The organism is Coleofasciculus sp. FACHB-1120 (genome assembly GCF_014698845.1).
Taxonomy (GTDB): Bacteria; Cyanobacteriota; Cyanobacteriia; order Cyanobacteriales; family FACHB-T130; genus FACHB-T130.
Map to the genome: position 1 here is coordinate 276,632 of NZ_JACJTV010000004.1, position 17,072 is coordinate 293,703.

Here is a 17,072-nt window from a genome sequence, read left to right on the forward strand (position 1 = left end):
TTGTCAATCGAGGGTATAACAGTTGAGCGACTGCATACTTCTATTGTCCGCTTGGGAGTGTTTTCTTCAATACGGCAAAAGGTACAGGTAAGATGACAGAATGTTTGCTTGACTTTGCTTCCTCCCCTAGGATAGCTACATCACTGATTCAATCGTCTCGCCCCTGAAACTATGTTGGCTGCAATTTTATTTGACTTGGACGGGACTCTGGTAAATACTGACCGAATCCATTACAAATCTTGGCAGGATATTTTAAAACAATACGATATTGATATTGACGAGAATTTTTACCAAAACCGGATTAGCGGACGCCTCAATCCAGTCATTATCCAAGATATTCTCCCTCAGTTATCCTTAGCAGAAGGCGAACAACTCGCTGAAGCGAAAGAAGCTTATTTCCGAGAATTATCGCCAGAACTTAAACCCTTGGCTGGACTTTCTAAAATTTTGGCATGGACAGAAGAATTAAAGTTGCAACGAGCAGTTGTCACCAATGCACCGCGTAAAAATGTCTACTTTATGCTAAAAGCGTTGGGTTTAGCAGATACCTTCGCCACCGTTGTTTTAGCGGAAGAAGCGATCGCAGGCAAGCCCGACCCCGCTCCCTATCAGCTGGCGTTGGATTATTTTGGGATTAAAGCAGAACAAGCGATCGCGTTTGAAGACTCCCCCTCCGGTATTCGTTCATCGGTAGGCGCAGGCATTTTGACAATTGGCATTGCTTCCACCTACGATCCCCAAATTCTCTGCGACTGCGGGGCAATTTTTGCAGTGCCTGATTTTACCTCTTCGCAGTTGTGGGCATGGCTGGATTCTCCCGCAAACAATGAGACAGGTTTATCTTCTCTGAATCATCAAGTCCGCAATACATAACCAACACCACGCACGGTTTGAATCAAACGCTTTTCGTTATTTTCTTCTAGTTTTAAACGGAGGTAACGAATATAAACTTCGATGATATTAGAGTCGCCCATAAAGTCGTAGCCCCAGACTTGCTCCAGAATGCGATCGCGCGTAATCACTTGCCGAGGATGGGCGAGTAAATGTTCTAGTAGATCGAATTCTTTTGCTGTTAACTCAATCGCGCGATCGCCTCGATAAATTTCTCGTGTCTGTCGATTTAAACTTAAGTCTTCAAACTGTAATAAATCAGAATTTTCTTTTTGATTTCTTCGCAAGTGAGCGCGGACTCTCGCTAATAATTCTTCAATACTGAAGGGTTTAACAACATAGTCATCTGCCCCGGCATCTAAACCAGCCACGCGATCGCTGATTTCATCTTTTGCAGTTAATAAAATAATTGGCACTTTATTTCCGGTTGTTCGCAGGCGGCGACAGAGTTCTAACCCCGATAATCCTGGCAGCATCCAGTCTAAAATCACTAGCTCCGGATTGGATTCTCGCGCTGTTGTCAGCCCCGATAAACCGTCGTGAGCTACGCTAACTTGGTATCCTTCATAGGTTAATTCTAGTTCGAGAAATCGAGCCAGTTTGACTTCATCTTCTACCAACAAGATATGTGCTGCCATCAGATGTTAATCCTTAGCCATTACAGGTCTAACAACGGACTCTTTGCTTAATTAAGGTGCGGGTAAGATGACTGTAAAAACGCTACCTTCACCGAGTTTTGATCTCACCGTGACACTCCCATCCATGCCTTCAATCAGGGTTTTAACGATAGATAAACCCAAACCGGCACCACCCGTTGAACGTCCCCTAGCTTCATCCACGCGGTAGAAGCGCTCAAAGATATGGGCTTGTTTTTGCAGAGGAATACCACAACCCTTGTCACAAATTTGGATGGTCACATTGTCGTGAGTTTGAGCTAATTTTATTGTGACAGGTTCGTTGGGTTCAGAATATTTTAAGGCATTATCGATTAAGTTGAGTAATACTTGTTTAAGACGGTTGCGATCGCTTCTAATTTCAATTGGGTAGGAACTTGTCTCAATCACTATTTCTCGACTGCTAAATTGCTGTGCCATTCCTACCACCTCTGCCACCAAATCGTTTATAAAAAAGCTTTCCAAATGGAAATGCATATAACCACTATCCGCTCGTGCCAAATCGAGTAAATCTTGCAATAAGTGAATCGTGCTATCTGTCTCAGAAGCAGCAATTTCCAGGGCTTCTTGCTGGGCTTCTGTTAAATTTGTACTTCGTCGCAAGGTACTTTGGAGATAGCCATAAACAATCGTTAAAGGTGTCCGCAATTCATGGGAAACATTACTGACAAATTGCCTCTGCTGTTCCCAAGCTTGCGACAGGCGAGACAACATCATGTTAAATGTATTGGCTAATTCTTTAACTTCACTCGGAGCCTGCTCAAGATGCAGTTGTGCTTGTCCTAAATCTTCTACGGAGATGACTTGAGTCATTTGGCTCATTTGTCGCAATGGTTGAAGCGATCGCTTGATATAGATAGCAATTGCTACCGTACTTGTTACAATTGCTACGATATAAGCAATTCCCATGCTACGAATCACCGCTTCAAACATGGTTTGTTCGCTAGTGATATCCTGCGCCACATAGAGATTGCCGATTTTTGTACCCTTTACGATTAAAGGAATACCACAAATCAGTAAGTAACGTTGGTTAATTTGATAAATTTCGGGTTCGATTGTCATTCCCGACAGGGACAGCAATTGGGTAGAAGTGTCGTTACCTTGCCAAGGTGGCGCAACCAGCGTTATGGATTTAGCAGCGATCACTTTATTAGGATAAGCCACCCAGATAAGTAAATTTGGCGTGGTGCGGTTATCAATTGCCTTTTTCAGCCCAGTCTCTACAGACATCATTTCACTGTAGAGTTCGACATCCTGTGGAAAACGCTTTGTAATATGCTGAATATTTTGCTTAGGGGAACTAATCAGAAGCTGCTGCATTTTCCAACTCGTCCAAATGGCAATGCTACTGATTCCGAAGATTGAAACAGCCGTAATTCCGACTGTTAGGCGAAACTGAAGTGAAAACGGATCGATTTTCTGTTTGATTTTGCTAATTACCTGTTGATAGCTCCTTATGAATGACATGAATTAAAAGTTTTAGCCATCTAGAGACTCTACTGGCTTCCAGCTTAACCATAAATCCTGAGAAAATCCTGAGATTACTTATGAAAGATTGCAAGTATTATATTTCGGTTGATATACGGTTTCATTCTTGTAGAGGTAGGCTTGATAAGCAGATACCTAATTCCTGCCTAAAATTGGGATAAACCCGCCCTCCGTCGCCTAGGAAAGGAGAATGTAGCAATTCTAGGCGATCGCCGATCGAAAGAGTGCTGCTTAGTTTTACAATGAATTGGCGAAATCTGATAGCTCAAAGTCAACAAATCAATGGGACCTTCTCTCAAGCTTCCTCAAAAAATCATGCTGCTTGGTTCGGGAGAACTCGGCAAAGAATTTGTCATCGCTGCTCAACGTCTTGGCAACCATATCATTGCAGTGGATCGCTATCATAATGCTCCAGCAATGCAAGTAGCTGATGAATTTGAAGTAATTTCTATGCTCAGTGCTGATGACCTAGAAGCCGTCGTGCAAAAACATCAGCCAAATTTAATTATTCCGGAAATCGAAGCGATTAGGACGGAGAAACTGATTGAATTTGAAAAGAGAGGGTTTACAGTCATTCCGACTGCTACTGCTACCCATTACACGATGAATCGAGACCGAATTAGGGAACTCGCCCATCAGCAGTTAGGAATTAGAACCGCAAAATATGCTTATGCAACAAAGTTAGAGGAATTTATTGATGCTTGCGACAAAATTGGATTTCCAAATGTCGTAAAACCTGTGATGTCATCCTCTGGAAAAGGTCAATCGGTTGTCAATTCGAGCGATGAGGTTGAAGCGGCATGGAAGTATGCGATCGAAGGTTCTAGAGGAGATACTCAAAAAATTATTGTTGAAGAGTTCATTCCCTTTGAATTAGAAATAACATTGCTAACGATTAAGCAGTGGGATGCTCCAACCATTTTCTGCCCTCCTATCGGTCATCGTCAAGAAAGGGGGGATTATCAAGAATCCTGGCAACCAGCAGCCATGCCAGAAAAATTGCTTTTGGAAGCCCAGGCGATCGCGCAAAAAGTTACCGATGCTTTGGGAGGCGCTGGTATCTTCGGGGTAGAGTTCTTTATTACAAGAGATTCCGTAATTTTCTCCGAACTTTCTCCCCGACCTCATGATACGGGAATGGTGACATTAATTTCTCAAAATTTGAATGAATTTGAATTGCATCTAAGAGCGGTTTTAGGCTTGCCAATTCCTAAAATAGAACTATTAGGGGCTTCAGCAAGTGCGGTAATTCTGGCAAGTAAGCATTCAAATTCGATCGCTTTTATGGAGCTGCAAGAGGCTTTGTCTGAACCAGATGTAGACATCCGGTTATTTGGTAAGCCCAATTCTCGTCCTAACCGCAGAATGGGAGTCGCTTTGGCGAAAGCAAGTAATGTCCAAGAGGCGCGAGATAAAGCGACTAAAGCCGCTAGCAAGATTAAAATTGTTAATCAAGACGATCATTATTGACGCTTGATTATTAGAGATTCCCCTAACCCCCTTTTTTAAGGCGGGTTAGGATAAAATTTACCTTTCTATAAAGAATATAGGGTGGATAAAATATGTTGTCTTTAAATATAAAAATTGTATTAATAGAGAAATTAGAATTCAGGAGTTAGTCAGGTTGAACGATTCCATTTTTTCTGATATTCAAAACCATTGGGCACAAGAGTGTATCCAACAACTGCAAGAGCGAAATCTGATCAGCGGCTACCCAGATGGTACCTTTCGTCCCAATGCACAGGTGACGCGGGCAGAGTTTGCGGCGCTGGTGCGAAAAGCGTTTCCTAATGCTGTCCCGATTCGGAATGCAATTAACTTTGTGGATGTGCCTTCAAGTCATTGGGCTTATCAGGCGATTCAAGTTGTTTATCGGGCGGGTTTTTTGTCTGGCTATCCGGATCGTACATTTAAGCCCAGTCAGGCGATTCCGCGAGTGCAAGCTTTTGTAGCTTTGGCATCGGGGTTGAAGTATGGCGCTACCACAAATCCCAACGAGATATTAAAAAAGTATTTTGAGGATGCGGCGCAGATTCCCAATTATGCAATTGGCGCGGTCGCATCTGCAACCGAAAAATATCTGGTCGTCAATTATCCGAATGTCCGACGCTTTAACCCCAATCAGAATGCCACTAGAGGCGAGATTGCGGCTTTGATTTGTCGCGCTTTGAGCATTTCTGGGGTGCCGTTGCAGTATATTCCGGGGATGGAATTTGTGGTCATTGGGTTGCAATTTGATGAAGCTGAAGCTTTTTCGGAAGGATTGGCACGAGTCAAAATTGCTGATAAGTGGGGTTATATCGATAAAACAGGTAAATTCGTAATCTCGCCACAATTTGATGAAGCAGAGGCTTTTTCTGAAGGAGTGGCGCTAATTAGACAATACGCGCCAAAGAGGCAGTAATGGAAACTCGCGGTGTCTGGATTACCACTACAGATAGCAAAGTCCTGAATTCTCGGCAAAACATTGCGGCGGCGATGGATTTCCTCGCTCAAACTGGGTTCAATGTAGTTTTTCCTGTTATTTGGAATAGCGCCTTTACGCTATATCCCAGTAAAGTGATGCAGGACAATTTTGGAGTCGAAATTGATCCGCGATATCGCGATCGCGATCCCTTAGCTGAAATGGTAACTGAGGCGCGTCGAGTTGGACTTGCGGTGATTCCCTGGTTTGAATATGGATTTGCCGCTTCTTACAATCAAAATGGTGGACATATTCTCGCGAAAAAACCTGATTGGGGTGCCCGCGACAGCAGCGGCAATTTAGTTAAAAAGAACAGTTTCGAGTGGATGAATGCCCTTGATGTTGAAGTGCAGGAATTCTTACTCAATTTAGTGCTAGAAGTTGTCAAAAATTACGATATCAGCGGCATTCAAGGGGATGATCGACTGCCTGCACTTCCAAGTGAAGGGGGCTACGATCGACGAACAAGCGATCGCTACTTTCAGCAGTTCTTCCAAAATCCTCCGCAAAACCCGAAAGATCCGCAATGGCTTCAGTGGCGTGCGGATATTCTTACCGATTTCTTAACTCGCCTCTATCAAGAAGTCATTAATATTAAGCCAGAATTACTGATTTCACTGGCACCAAGCCTCCACGGTTGGGCACTTCAGGAATATCTGCAAGATCCCAAAGCTTGGAGCGATCGCGGGTTGGTTGATATGATGCATCCACAGTTGTATCGCCGCGATTTCTTAAGTTACAAACAACTGGTTGATACTCTTGTCGCCAAGCAATTTACCCCGGAACAGCTACCCACCCTGATGCCCGGTATTTTACTCAAAGTCGGGGGATATCGCATCAGCGCCGACTACTTGTTGCAAGCGATCGCTTACAATCGCTTTTGTGGCATCCAAGGCGAAGTTTTCTTCTTCTACGAAGGGCTGCGAGAAGACAACGACGCCTTAGCCAAAGCCTTGCGTTCTGGCCCCTACTCCCAGCCTGCACCCTTTAATCCCTCACAATTAAAACAGCTTGGCTTTACCAGTCGGAGAATTGGCGGAAAATATAGCTATATCGACTCGACCGGAAAAAGCGTCAGCCAGCCGCAATTTGACTGGGTGGATTCCTTTTATAGCGGGCTGGCGCGGGTCAAAATGGGCTATAAATGGAGCTTTATTGATAAAAACGGAAAACTGATTAGCCGATTCCAATTTGATAGCGCCGAGCATTTCCAAGAAGGGCTAGCAGTGATAAAAATTGGTAGCAAATATAGTTATATCGATAATACGGGGAAACTGATTATAGGGTTGCAATTTGATGAAGCTAAGTCTTTTTCAGGAGGTTTAGCAGCAGTCAAGATAGAGAACAAGTGGGGCTATATTGATAAGACGAATCCTGAAGCGCTAAATCCGCCTCAGGGCTGGATAAACAACTTTTTGGTTCGCTTCCAAACTATTCTTAATCCAAACACCCTCAAAATTCCTCCGCAATTTGATAGCGCTGATGCATTTTCGGGAGGAATGGCACGCATTAGTGTTGGCGGAAAATATGGTTATATCGACACGACCGGAAAGCTGGTAATATTGCCACAATTTGAGGACGCTAAATCTTTTTCAGAAAAATTAGCAGCGGTAAAACTTGCTGGAAAATGGCGGTATATCGATAGAACTGGGAAGGTCGTAATATTGCCGCAATTTCAGGATGCTGAGTCTTTTTCAGAAGGGCTAGCGGCAGTCAAAATTGCTGGCAAGTGGGGCTATATTAACAAGGCAGGGAAACTGGTCATTCCCACAGAATTTGACAACGCTCAACCCTTTTCTCAAGGGTTGGCGCTGGTTAATATTGGTGGATCGTGGCGTTCAAGCGGTGAGAATGGCGAATGGTCTTTCAGCGGCGGGAAATGGGGCTACATTCGGAACGTGCTGTCTTGAAGAACTGAGGGCTGTAAGGGCGGGGTTTCACGGCTGCTACTGAGTTGCGGGTGGCAAACGCGATCGCACAGACTGAGCAAAGTCCTCGCGTCCAATCTCTAATTGTGGTGGAACGCCGTTGGGATAGGTTTGAGTGATTAAAGCTTGTAGTTTTTGAATTCGGTTCTCAGGGTTAGGGTGAGTGCTGAAAAACTCCGGAGATGCACCGCCACTCCTGGCACTCGCCAGAATCTGCATCACTTCGAGGCTGGCTTTAGGGTTGTAGCCAGCTTGCGCCATAAACTGAACGCCAAGGCGATCGCTTTCTAGTTCGTCCTCTCTTCCGTAGCGCAGATTGACAATCTGGTTCACTGCTTGGGCAATCACTTGTGCCTGCCGACCGCCACCTTGGTCATCACTCGCTGCGACTCCAACCGCTGTCACCAGCGCTGTACCGAGTTGCTGCTTTGCCAAGCGTTCCGCCCCGTGTCGCCCCACAACGTGCCCAACCTCGTGCCCCAGCACAGACGCCAGTTGCGCTTCAGAAGAAAGACGACGCAATAAACCCGCAGTAATGAAAATTTGTCCTCCCGGCAACGCGAAGGCATTAATCGTTTGAGGGTCGCGCAGCAGGTGAAATTCAAAAGGATAGCCAGAAGTCTTCGCCTTTGACTCCTGCACCACCTCATTGCCTACTTTGTCAATATAGTTTTGTAGCGCCGGATCTGGGTACAGACCGCCAAATTTTGCCGCCATTTGCGATCGCGCTTGCAGTCCCAAGACGACTTCCTCCTTGGGCGAAAGTTGCACCCGCTGCTTTTCCCCAGTTACCGGGTTCTCCACCGTCGTAGTGCAGTAACTAACTAACCCAAATAGCATAAGTAACAGTGCAATTCCCAGCCGGATCAGCGCTCTCACTGCTTATTCTCCCGATTTATTCGTCCGAAGGGTATCATACTGCCCGATAATTTCACATCAGTCTGAGGGCTACTTCGTTAAATGTTCCTACTGTACAAAGGCGATTCTAGAGCTTGAAACCAAGAGCCCGTTTTCCCTTTCCCCGATGTTAAATATTATTAATTGACTTGAGATTTCGGCGCAATCAATGAGGAATTAGCTTTGTGGGAACTCGCTCGTGAAAAAAAATGCCGCTTGCCTATCTTTTGGGGTAAAGACACTTATATCGTGTGGCAGATAGGATTGCTCTATTTGAACTGTTAATCTGTAAATGTAAATAAGAGACTATTAAGGAATCAGAACCATGAATATTATTGCTTGGATCGTTTTAGGTCTGATTGCTGGTGCAATTGCTAAAGCTATTTATCCGGGTCATCAAGGCGGCGGGATTCTCGGAACCATCGTACTAGGTATCATTGGAGCTTTCGTAGGCGGTAGTATCGGTACTTTCCTGAGTACGGGAACTCTAACATTAGCAGCTTCTAGCTTGAGTATCCCTGGAGTTATTGTCGCTGTTTTAGGCGCAATTGTTGCAGTCTTCCTGTGGAACTTACTCACTCGCCGCGCCGCTTAAGTAGCGCGACATCTGCCACTTCGTTCGGCAGATTCAAAATGCTCAATCTGCGATCGCAGCTCTTGGGCAAGTCTTGGGCAACTGATTAATTTTCAAGGAAGTGAAAATTGCGTTGTAATAGACGACAGGTAAGTAGTATCCGCCTCGTCAGTAGGGGAGTCTCTGATACTCCCCTACACTTTCAATGCAATGAGAGCAAAGAACGCGATCGCTTGGCTCAAGATTGATATTTTTTGAGTGAAGTATGAAACTTCAGGATTTTTCAATCTTGCCGTACAAAGTTATTTTATGGCTTTGAAAATAGCTTTGAAAATAGCTTTGAAATAACTGCCAGAGCCTGCATCTACCCTTCGTATAAAAGTTCCAGATAAAAATCAAGATAAAAATTGAAGGTTGAAACAGACAGGCTGCAACTATAGCCCTGCGAACCATTCATAACCTTGATCTTCCCAATAGCCTTTATAAGGTAACAAATCGCTAACTAGCGTAATGCTTGTCACCCATTTGCTTTGCTTGTATCCAAGTTTAATCGGGGAAGCTAGACGTAGAGGGGCACCATTCTCAACCGATAAAGGCTGACCATTTTTTTGATACGCCATGAGAGTTTGGGGATGCAAAACAGAAGCGATATCCCAGCTTTCGTAATAACCATCCGCTGATTTAAAGTAAGCATAGCGGACATTCTCTTTCGGTTGAGCGAGAGATACAATTTCTCGCAGTTGGATTCCCCCCCATTGCACAATTGCCGCCCAACCTTCAACGCAGACATGGCGAATTGTCATTGAGGATGAAGGCATTCGCTGAATATCCGCCATACTAAGGCTGATAGGGTTATTAACCTCGCCATTCACATTTAGGCGAAACGCAACAGGGTCTATTTGTGGTGTAAAGTCAAATGTATTAATAATTAAAGCATCTGGCTCAATCTGACTAGCAGGAAATTCAGGTACAGGTTTTTGAGGATTTAGCAGTAACTCTTCAACGCTTTGGTTGAGGGGTTCAAAAGCTTTGCCAGCAATCCCCTCAAACACGCTGAACGCACAACCCCCCAGAAGTAAACTGATACTGGAAAGTCCTGATAATTGTAGAAATCTGCGACGGGGAACTTGAATTAAACCCATAAAATCTCTCTAAAACCTTCCTAAGCAAATAAGATTGCTATACCAAAATACAAAATCAATCAACAGAAAACTATAAAAAATTTAGTAGGCTCCTCTTGAGAGATGAAACCTAGAATAAGGTGAATTTTGCGATCGCTCAAGCCAACCTACGGCTCATTATAAAATACCGCTACCAAAACATAGAATCAATTAACCGAGAACCTCCTACTCTAAGAGCTAGCCAAGAGTGAACCATTGCAAAGAGTATGACAGTTGGCACACTCATAAAGTGAACAATTCGCAATGCTTGCCAATCGCCAAATAAATCAACAATCCAGTGAAACTGAGCTGGTTTATACATTCCCAGTCCGCTGAGCAAAGCTAGCAGTAAAATTGGGATAATTGCGGTATAAGCAATTCGATGCCAAGCATAAGCAATGCGCTTTGGGTTGTGGCTCAATTGCAGTGCCTTCACATCCTTCTCACCTACAAATCGATGCTTCCAGCGCCGCGTAATCAAAATATAAATCCCGTACCAAACTAAATTTAGAGAAAATAGCCACATGGCAGCAAAATGCCAATGTCTACCTCCAGCAAGCCAGCCGCCCAGCAAAAACAAGGGTGGAAAATGCCAACCACCGCGTCCGCCAAAAACTGGATTGGCATTGTAAATCTGTAGTCCACTGGTAATCATTAAAAGCAAGCTAATAATGTTAATCCAGTGAAATGATTTTGCCGCCAAAGCTTGTGTTGGTAGCAGTGGCGGGCGAGGTGTTTGGGAGGAAATAGACGAACTCATAGATTTATAACGAAAAATTGGTAGTCCTAAATACGTAAGGATGCATTGTAGTAGTGGACAAAGTACCACACTGCACCAACATGATTCTCTAACTTCTTGGAAAACGATAACGTCTTTCTCACTAACCGGGATACTCGCTACCGTAAGGTGCAATTGAAGCGCTCAATTAAACTTGTTTGACCACTATCCTTGCCCACACTAGATAAGCTCGGCAGAAATAACCCACCAGTCTAGGTTTCATCTAAAAAATCCTCAAACTTCCATTGAAAGGGTTGGGCAAAGATGCGATTGTAGTAGGCAATAAAGTCAAGAATTGGTAGTGCTAAACAAGTAATAATGCATTGTAGTGATGGATAAAATACCAGATAGCACCAATGTGGTTCTCCAACGATTTTGAAAAGGACAAGGTTTTTCGGACTAGCCGAGATACCCGTTGCCTCAACGTATTGTTGAATCGCTCAATGTAGATGGATTTTCAAGCTAAAAGAGCGTCAAATAATGCGATAAAAATGCGATCGCTTCTTTTACGATCCTTTTGTGAAAGAGAACGAAGGGGTGTTGTATATAACAGCACCCCTTCTTCGTCAGTATGATATCAGTTGGCTTTTGAGCGATGATGACTCACCCAATTTTCGCTTCCCTACTGATTGTTACGCCAGCTAGCTTCATTCATGTCTTGCCAGACATCATCAAGTAGCGACTCTGATGGATTTTCTTCCTTTTCAGACAGTTCTGGAAATTCCAAATCATCCGCACCAAAGCCTGATTCACCAGTGAGATCCAGATCGTCCGCACCAAAGGCTGATTCCCCTGTGAGATCCAGTTCTTCCACGGCGAAACCTGATTCTCCAGTAAGATCCAAATCATCCGCACCGAAGCCTGATTCTGGTGAGATTTCCAAATCATCCGCGCCGAAGGCTGATTCTCCGGTGAGATCCAAATCATCCGCACCGAAAGCTGATTCTGGTGCCATTTCCAAATCATCCGCACCAAAGGCTGATTCTCCGGTGAGATCCAAATCATCCGCACCAAAGGCTGCTTCTGGTGCCATTTCCAGTTCATCTAAAGTGGAGTCTGGTACCTCTATTAGAATTAGCTCTTCCTCATAGATTAACGGTGCCTCGACTCCAACTAACACTTCCTCCTCCGAAGCGGCTGGCATCGGTGCCCTTTGTTGCCTTTGTGGCTCAGTATCTTCAATCGTTGATGACTGCTGGGTTTGTGGATCTTCCGGGCAAAATTCCAAGCTAAATCTGACTTTCCCTTTTTGCCAGCCGTTTGAGCCAAATTTCAGAACTTCGCAAGGAATACCTTGGTCGCTAAACCAACCATCCTTTTCTTCTGTCCATCCACCTAAACCATATTCCAATTGCGTTTTGATTGCTTCTGCGAATTCACCGACTCTGAATGTGCGGTGCCCAATTAAGATTTGGGAAGACTCATCGACAGAGAGAACTTCACCTTTGGCTAGCGAGTCGAACTGATTATCCACAACCATCTCCCCCGGTTGAATTGATAGTTTAAAGAGTTATTCGTTATTGGTCATCAGTGATGGCGAATAGCGAATTGTTAAAAGCCGTTCGCAAATTGACTAAAAGTTCAAAAGAACCAACCGTAGCTGTGGAGTCCTTTTCCTAGTAAATTGACCCCAAGATAGCAAATCCAGACGACCACAAAGCCTGTCGCCGCCAAAATTGCCGGTCGTCTTCCTTGCCAGCCTTTGGTGATGCGGGCATGGAGATAGGCGGCAAATACCAACCAGGTAATCAGTGCCCAAGTTTCTTTGGGGTCCCAACTCCAGTAAGAACCCCAAGCTTCATTTGCCCAGACAGCACCGGCAATAATTCCAATCGTCAGGAGAGGAAATCCCAAACCGATGACGCGGTAGCTGATGTTATCTAAGGTTTCGGCAAGGCTCAAGCGCTGGGGCGAAAGGGTTGGTAATTCAGATACCCTTTCTTGGGAAGGTTGGGAGGTGACTAAATCGAGAACGGCTGTTTTCGTGCTGCCATTGCTTTCAAAAATACGCTCCACAGCAGAAGATGACTCGCTGGTTGCTCCTTGTGGCTGAGACACGAGATCGCTGGCGCGTTGCAGACGGTAGGGGCGTGCCGGGTCATTCTTACTGCGAAATCCGCCGGTTCCGACAGAACTGCCTCGGAGTTCGACATTCTGACCGCCACTCACGAATAAGAAAGCGATCGCTAGCAGTGATCCCACCATCAATGCGGCATAACTGAGCATCATGACGCTGACGTGCATCATCAGCCAATTGGATTTTAGTGCCGGGACTAAAGGCTCTGACAACTGCATCGTAGATGGCAGCGTCAAAGCAGCAAAGGCGGTGATGCCCATCGCAATCGGTGCTGTGACGACGCCGACCAAGCGGCTCTTGCTCATATTTTCGGCAATCAGATGGATGGTGGTAATCCCCCAAGCCAGGAAGAAGAGGGATTCATAGAGATTGCTCAAAGGGAAGTAGCCTGCGTCCAGCCATCGTGCGCCCAGTAGGGCGGCAATGCAGAGGTTTGCGATCGCCATCCCTGCGGTCGATAAAGCCCACAGATAGGGGATGCCATTGAAAGCTGCTCCTACCCAGTAAATCAACATCGTCGCAAACAGGACGGCGAAGGAGATATTATCTAACCCATTCTGGAGTGCAACCAGGTTCATCTTGTATTCTTTCCAGCAATTTTTATCGAAGTCGCTCACACAAGCGCCACTTTGATCCTATCGGTTCTGGTCGCTCTGATGCTTGGTAGAATCACCCAGGTTTAGACAACAGATTGTTATTTTTTTTAACGCTGTCGTCCCACCAAGGTAATTGTTAAGGTACGCAAAGGAATGATTGAGCTTTGCGTACCTTGGCGTAGAAACCCGAAAATTCAAGGAGAAGGGCTAGGACTGGGAGAGACACTGGCTTTCGGCGAAGGACTAGGTTCTCCAATTTTCTTCATATTGATGAAGATATCAAAGCGGCTACTGCGATCGCTACTGATGCCACCCGTGACGCCAATGGAGCGCATCGCGTTTGTAAAGATTTTTTGATTGGGATCGACTTGCGACAGCGACAGATTCCCGGTGTTAATGGTACGGTCAACATCAATAAAAAATAGACCGTTCTTGTCATTGAGCTGCTGAGGAATCGCTTGTTTGAATAACTCGCTTTCCGCTAAAGTCACTTGGGGTTTGGGGACGAGGGTCGTCGCAACGGGTGCCCCTAATGTCAGGAAAGCAACATTACCCTCTAACCAGCCGTGAGTGGCGGCTAAGCCACCGAGTTGCGATGTCCAATTGATGATGGGTTGACCGTTGAGCGTCGTTTCTTGGACTTGAAACTTATATTGCTGTGCCATCACCTCATCCAGCTGCTTGAGGGATTTTTCAGCTCTAGGGCGATCGCTTGTTTGCACCAGGAACGCCACCCCAGCACCTAAAATCGAGGGAGTTCCTGGAGGTGTAGGAATTAAAGCCAGAGAAAACTCACCTTTCATCCAAGGCAGCAAATCTTGCTCTAAATCTTGACCTAATTTAGACCGAATCTCCGCTTTCATCTGTTCTGGGCTAACCCGGATCAGCGGATTCGCTTGGGCACCCTGGACGTAATCTTGCCACAACTGCTGCAAATTCCCACCAGAGGTCATGATCAAAGTATTGCCAGGGAGACGCCGATGCATATTTTTGGCGTTGTTTTCCACCACATACTTTGTCTCGCTATTCGGCTTTAGCCAAGACACCCCTTTAAACAAAAGTCCCTCTGGTTCCAGTGTCACTGTCGCGCCGACTCCCTGCCTTTGTTGAACCGAGGCGATTTGGGGAGAAAGCGATCGCGCTGAATAGGTGGCTGCCATTGCTGTTGCCACGGGCACATTAAAATAAACTTTGGCAAACGGCGCACCCGCTTTAATCTTTCCCAACGCCTCCGCATAACCTGGAGTATCCGCCAGGGAGGCACCGCCTTGATAAGCGTCAATGACGCGCTCCGTGCCTTTCGGATCGGTGCTTACAATTAAGGAACGCTCTAGCAGGGTTGTTGAGAAATTCTGGGCGGAACTGCCTTGGGTTTCTCGAATCTTGATGCCTTTGTAATTGCGTTCAACGAACTTGCTAGAGGTCGGGTTTCTAGATTTTTCTAGCGCTTGCTTTGCTTGCAAAGGATTTTCAATCGGCAATACCATCACCACCGATTGTTGACCAACCGGAACAGCATTAGGGTTCTGGGGTAACTGCTGTGACAAAAAAGCGATCGTGACTTCTTTACCCACCCAAGGCTTGATATCTTGCTGGTAGTTGTAGCCGTTAGCAGTGAGGAGATTTTTTTCCAGTTCAGCGAGTTGTTTGCCAAATGCGGCTTGGCTAGCAGGAGTGCCATATTGCCGCAGTTGCTGCCATTGCTTTTCATCAGTCGAAACTGACACGGCGAGCAAGGTATCTTGGGGAACCATCTCGGCACCCACTGGGACATCGCCCTGAAACAGATTCCGCTGCATCAGCAGCCAGTAAGCTACTGCGCCGCCAGCAATTAGCAATATGGCAGCTGCCACAGTCAGAAGGGAACGTTGATTTTTCTGAGGCATAAACCAAGTCAAGAGTCGTAGGAGCTTTCGCATTCGGGCGAGCCATCTTGAGCAACAACCGACTGATTCGGATGCAAATGCTGTGCAACGCTGACGCCCGGATCTGAGTCGAGCCAAATGATAACTGCTCGCTCAGGAGAGAACAGGAACCGTGTCCCTCTTTAGCACTCTGTAGAGTGTATCCCGTTGTTGGTAAGGACGCCCTAATGAACGAATCGCTTCCTGTAAAGTTTCCACTTCCATGCAGGTGCCACCCACTGCCCCAGCCATTGTTGTAATATGCTCCTCCATTAAGGTGCCGCCGATGTCATTGCAGCCCCATTTCAGGGCTTCCACCGCACCTGCGAGACCGAGTTTCACCCAGCTGGGTTGATGGTTGGGAATCCAATTTCCTAAGAAAATTCGCGCCACAGCCGTCAGCAACAGGGCGTCTTCTAGAATTGGTTGATCTCGCCCCACCCGACGACGCAGAGGTTTGGGGGCTTCTTGCCCGACGAAAGGTAATAGGATAAATTCGCTAATCCGGGCAGGATATCCTTGGGCAACAGCAGTTTGTTGGAGCGATCGCAACTTGTCTAAATGCTGCATCTGCTGTTCTGGGGTCTCAATATGACCGGAAAGCATGGTGCTAGTGGTTGGCATTCCTAACTTGTGTGCTGTTCCCACAATTTCTAACCAAGTTGCCGTATCCAGCTTTTCCGGACAAAGGACGCGCCGTACTTCATCGTTCAAAACTTCCGCTGCCGTCCCCGGCATTGAGCCAACACCGGCATCTTGCAGCGCCGCAATCACCGACTCGTAGCTAAGACCATCTTCCCTGGCAATAAATTGCACTTCCTGGGGGGAGAAGGCGTGTAGGTGCAGTTGGGGAAATTCATCTTTGATTGTCTTCACCAGTTGCAGGTAATAAGGCAAAGAAGCACCATTAATTTTTGCCCCAAGATGGAGTCCCCCCTGCATACAAATCTCCGTCGCACCCCGCCGGACTCCATCGGTCGCTTTTTCCAAAATTTGGGGGTTTTCTAACCAAAATGCGCCTTCTTCGTCTTCATCCCGGCGAAAGGCGCAGAAACTACAGTGCTGTTCGCAGATATTGGTGAAGTTAATATTGCGATTGATCACATAGGTGACAGTCTCACCTGCTTGGCTGAGTCGCAGTTTGTCAGAGGTTTCCCGAATCGCTGACTGAACATCTGGATCGGTTTGCTTTAATAGTACAACTCCCTCTTCTTGGGACAAATCGCCACCTGCCAGGGCACGCTCAAGAATGGCATTAACAGTTTTAGTCGTCACAGCACTTCCCAGTAAAGTAGGTCACTCTTCTCAATTTTGGCAGTAAATGTTTTTTCTGGGAGTTCGCTAGCAGCGCCAGCAGTCAGTTTCACGGGTTCATCGGGTAGCGAAATTCGCTCTAAACTCAAAATTGTGCCTAATTTTTCACCAAGCCTCTAGGTTGTTTTCTATAATGACCAAATTTAGCGAAACACTGAGCAATTTAATGGTATTAAATAGGAACTATTTATAATCGGACACCTATGAGTGTGGTAGTAAATCGGCTGGGGAAATAGTTCGCTATTGTGACAGCAACTTGCTTTCAAGCATTGAATCAAATTTATTTCTCTATCCCTCAGGAGGGCAGTTTAGTTTAAGTTATCGGTT

At 45.8% G+C, this 17,072-nt stretch carries 15 protein-coding genes and 2 pseudogenes; 5 read left to right on the forward strand and 12 right to left on the reverse strand.

From position 1 onward, the window contains the following. Nucleotides 1-171 precede the first annotated feature (171 nt). Nucleotides 172-873, forward strand: coding sequence for an HAD-IA family hydrolase (locus H6H02_RS06850; protein ID WP_190815901.1), 702 nt, complete (start codon nucleotides 172-174; stop codon nucleotides 871-873). On the opposite strand, the gene H6H02_RS06855 is transcribed toward H6H02_RS06850, so the two are convergent. Continuing rightward, nucleotides 855-1,529, reverse strand: coding sequence for a response regulator transcription factor (locus H6H02_RS06855; RefSeq protein ID WP_190815903.1), 675 nt, complete (start codon nucleotides 1,527-1,529; stop codon nucleotides 855-857). The genes H6H02_RS06850 and H6H02_RS06855 overlap by 19 nt on opposite strands. Before the next feature lie 51 nt (nucleotides 1,530-1,580). After that, on the reverse strand, nucleotides 1,581-3,032 hold the full coding sequence (locus H6H02_RS06860) for a HAMP domain-containing sensor histidine kinase (RefSeq protein WP_190815905.1): 1,452 nt from the start codon (nucleotides 3,030-3,032) through the stop codon (nucleotides 1,581-1,583). A 303-nt stretch (nucleotides 3,033-3,335) separates the two neighbouring features. Here H6H02_RS06860 and purT point away from each other — a divergent pair, with 303 nt between their 5' ends. The 3 genes from purT to H6H02_RS06875 all read left to right on the forward strand — a co-directional run bounded on the left by purT (nucleotide 3,336) and on the right by H6H02_RS06875 (nucleotide 7,427). Continuing rightward, nucleotides 3,336-4,523, forward strand: coding sequence for a formate-dependent phosphoribosylglycinamide formyltransferase (gene purT, locus H6H02_RS06865; protein WP_190815907.1), 1,188 nt, complete (start codon nucleotides 3,336-3,338; stop codon nucleotides 4,521-4,523). A gap of 154 nt (nucleotides 4,524-4,677) precedes the next feature. Further along, the gene (locus H6H02_RS06870) at nucleotides 4,678-5,457 is read left to right on the forward strand and encodes an S-layer homology domain-containing protein (protein ID WP_190815909.1); all 780 of its coding nucleotides are present in this window, start codon (nucleotides 4,678-4,680) and stop codon (nucleotides 5,455-5,457) included. After that, nucleotides 5,457-7,427 carry a WG repeat-containing protein gene (locus H6H02_RS06875; RefSeq protein WP_190815912.1) on the forward strand — a complete coding sequence of 657 codons (1,971 nt, stop codon included), beginning with the start codon at nucleotides 5,457-5,459 and terminating at the stop codon, nucleotides 7,425-7,427. Before H6H02_RS06870 ends, H6H02_RS06875 begins: the two co-directional genes overlap by 1 nt. Before the next feature lie 36 nt (nucleotides 7,428-7,463). Here the strand turns inward: H6H02_RS06875 and H6H02_RS06880 are convergent, their stop codons facing one another. Further along, nucleotides 7,464-8,285, reverse strand: coding sequence for a M48 family metallopeptidase (locus H6H02_RS06880; RefSeq protein WP_190816011.1), 822 nt, complete (start codon nucleotides 8,283-8,285; stop codon nucleotides 7,464-7,466). A 382-nt stretch (nucleotides 8,286-8,667) separates the two neighbouring features. Here H6H02_RS06880 and H6H02_RS06885 point away from each other — a divergent pair, with 382 nt between their 5' ends. Continuing rightward, nucleotides 8,668-8,937, forward strand: coding sequence for a GlsB/YeaQ/YmgE family stress response membrane protein (locus H6H02_RS06885; RefSeq protein WP_190815914.1), 270 nt, complete (start codon nucleotides 8,668-8,670; stop codon nucleotides 8,935-8,937). A 413-nt stretch (nucleotides 8,938-9,350) separates the two neighbouring features. On the opposite strand, the gene H6H02_RS06890 is transcribed toward H6H02_RS06885, so the two are convergent. The 9 genes and pseudogenes from H6H02_RS06890 to H6H02_RS27545 all read right to left on the reverse strand — a co-directional run bounded on the left by H6H02_RS06890 (nucleotide 9,351) and on the right by H6H02_RS27545 (nucleotide 16,834). After that, nucleotides 9,351-10,058, reverse strand: a complete 708-nt coding sequence (locus tag H6H02_RS06890; RefSeq protein ID WP_190815916.1) for a molybdopterin-dependent oxidoreductase — start codon at nucleotides 10,056-10,058, stop codon at nucleotides 9,351-9,353. 169 nt (nucleotides 10,059-10,227) lie between these two features. Further along, nucleotides 10,228-10,836 carry a cytochrome b/b6 domain-containing protein gene (locus tag H6H02_RS06895; RefSeq protein ID WP_190815917.1) on the reverse strand — a complete coding sequence of 203 codons (609 nt, stop codon included), beginning with the start codon at nucleotides 10,834-10,836 and terminating at the stop codon, nucleotides 10,228-10,230. Nucleotides 10,837-10,862: 26 nt separating this feature from the next. After that, a pseudogene (locus H6H02_RS06900) lies at nucleotides 10,863-11,033 on the reverse strand (IS1 family transposase); the annotation flags it as partial. Nucleotides 11,034-11,158: 125 nt separating this feature from the next. Continuing rightward, nucleotides 11,159-11,311, reverse strand: a pseudogene (locus tag H6H02_RS06905) (IS1 family transposase); the annotation flags it as partial. Nucleotides 11,312-11,476: 165 nt separating this feature from the next. Then, nucleotides 11,477-12,328, reverse strand: coding sequence for a KGK domain-containing protein (locus H6H02_RS06910; RefSeq protein ID WP_190815919.1), 852 nt, complete (start codon nucleotides 12,326-12,328; stop codon nucleotides 11,477-11,479). A gap of 107 nt (nucleotides 12,329-12,435) precedes the next feature. Continuing rightward, nucleotides 12,436-13,509 (reverse strand): c-type cytochrome biogenesis protein CcsB, encoded by a 1,074-nt coding sequence (gene ccsB / locus H6H02_RS06915; RefSeq protein ID WP_190815921.1) that lies wholly within the window; start codon nucleotides 13,507-13,509, stop codon nucleotides 12,436-12,438. A gap of 212 nt (nucleotides 13,510-13,721) precedes the next feature. Further along, nucleotides 13,722-15,413 (reverse strand): DUF3352 domain-containing protein, encoded by a 1,692-nt coding sequence (locus H6H02_RS06920; RefSeq protein WP_190815930.1) that lies wholly within the window; start codon nucleotides 15,411-15,413, stop codon nucleotides 13,722-13,724. 132 nt (nucleotides 15,414-15,545) lie between these two features. Further along, nucleotides 15,546-16,706 carry a 7,8-didemethyl-8-hydroxy-5-deazariboflavin synthase subunit CofH gene (cofH, locus tag H6H02_RS06925; RefSeq protein ID WP_190815933.1) on the reverse strand — a complete coding sequence of 387 codons (1,161 nt, stop codon included), beginning with the start codon at nucleotides 16,704-16,706 and terminating at the stop codon, nucleotides 15,546-15,548. Continuing rightward, nucleotides 16,703-16,834: a hypothetical protein gene (locus H6H02_RS27545; protein ID WP_277922524.1), complete on the reverse strand. Its 132-nt coding sequence runs from the start codon at nucleotides 16,832-16,834 to the stop codon at nucleotides 16,703-16,705. The genes cofH and H6H02_RS27545 overlap by 4 nt, the downstream gene beginning before the upstream one ends. Nucleotides 16,835-17,072 lie beyond the last annotated feature (238 nt).

Bases quoted from the DNA above. Each gene is read 5' to 3' on its own strand.
- H6H02_RS06850 (WP_190815901.1), top strand. From the start codon at position 172: ATGTTGGCTGCAATTTTATTTGACTTGGACGGGACTCTGGTAAATACT.
- H6H02_RS06855 (WP_190815903.1), bottom strand. From the start codon at position 1,529: ATGGCAGCACATATCTTGTTGGTAGAAGATGAAGTCAAACTGGCTCGA.
- H6H02_RS06860 (WP_190815905.1), bottom strand. From the start codon at position 3,032: ATGTCATTCATAAGGAGCTATCAACAGGTAATTAGCAAAATCAAACAG.
- purT (WP_190815907.1), top strand. From the start codon at position 3,336: ATGGGACCTTCTCTCAAGCTTCCTCAAAAAATCATGCTGCTTGGTTCG.
- H6H02_RS06875 (WP_190815912.1), top strand. From the start codon at position 5,457: ATGGAAACTCGCGGTGTCTGGATTACCACTACAGATAGCAAAGTCCTG.
- H6H02_RS06880 (WP_190816011.1), bottom strand. From the start codon at position 8,285: ATGCTATTTGGGTTAGTTAGTTACTGCACTACGACGGTGGAGAACCCG.
- H6H02_RS06885 (WP_190815914.1), top strand. From the start codon at position 8,668: ATGAATATTATTGCTTGGATCGTTTTAGGTCTGATTGCTGGTGCAATT.
- H6H02_RS06890 (WP_190815916.1), bottom strand. From the start codon at position 10,058: ATGGGTTTAATTCAAGTTCCCCGTCGCAGATTTCTACAATTATCAGGA.
- H6H02_RS06895 (WP_190815917.1), bottom strand. From the start codon at position 10,836: ATGAGTTCGTCTATTTCCTCCCAAACACCTCGCCCGCCACTGCTACCA.
- ccsB (WP_190815921.1), bottom strand. From the start codon at position 13,509: ATGAACCTGGTTGCACTCCAGAATGGGTTAGATAATATCTCCTTCGCC.
- H6H02_RS06920 (WP_190815930.1), bottom strand. From the start codon at position 15,413: ATGCCTCAGAAAAATCAACGTTCCCTTCTGACTGTGGCAGCTGCCATA.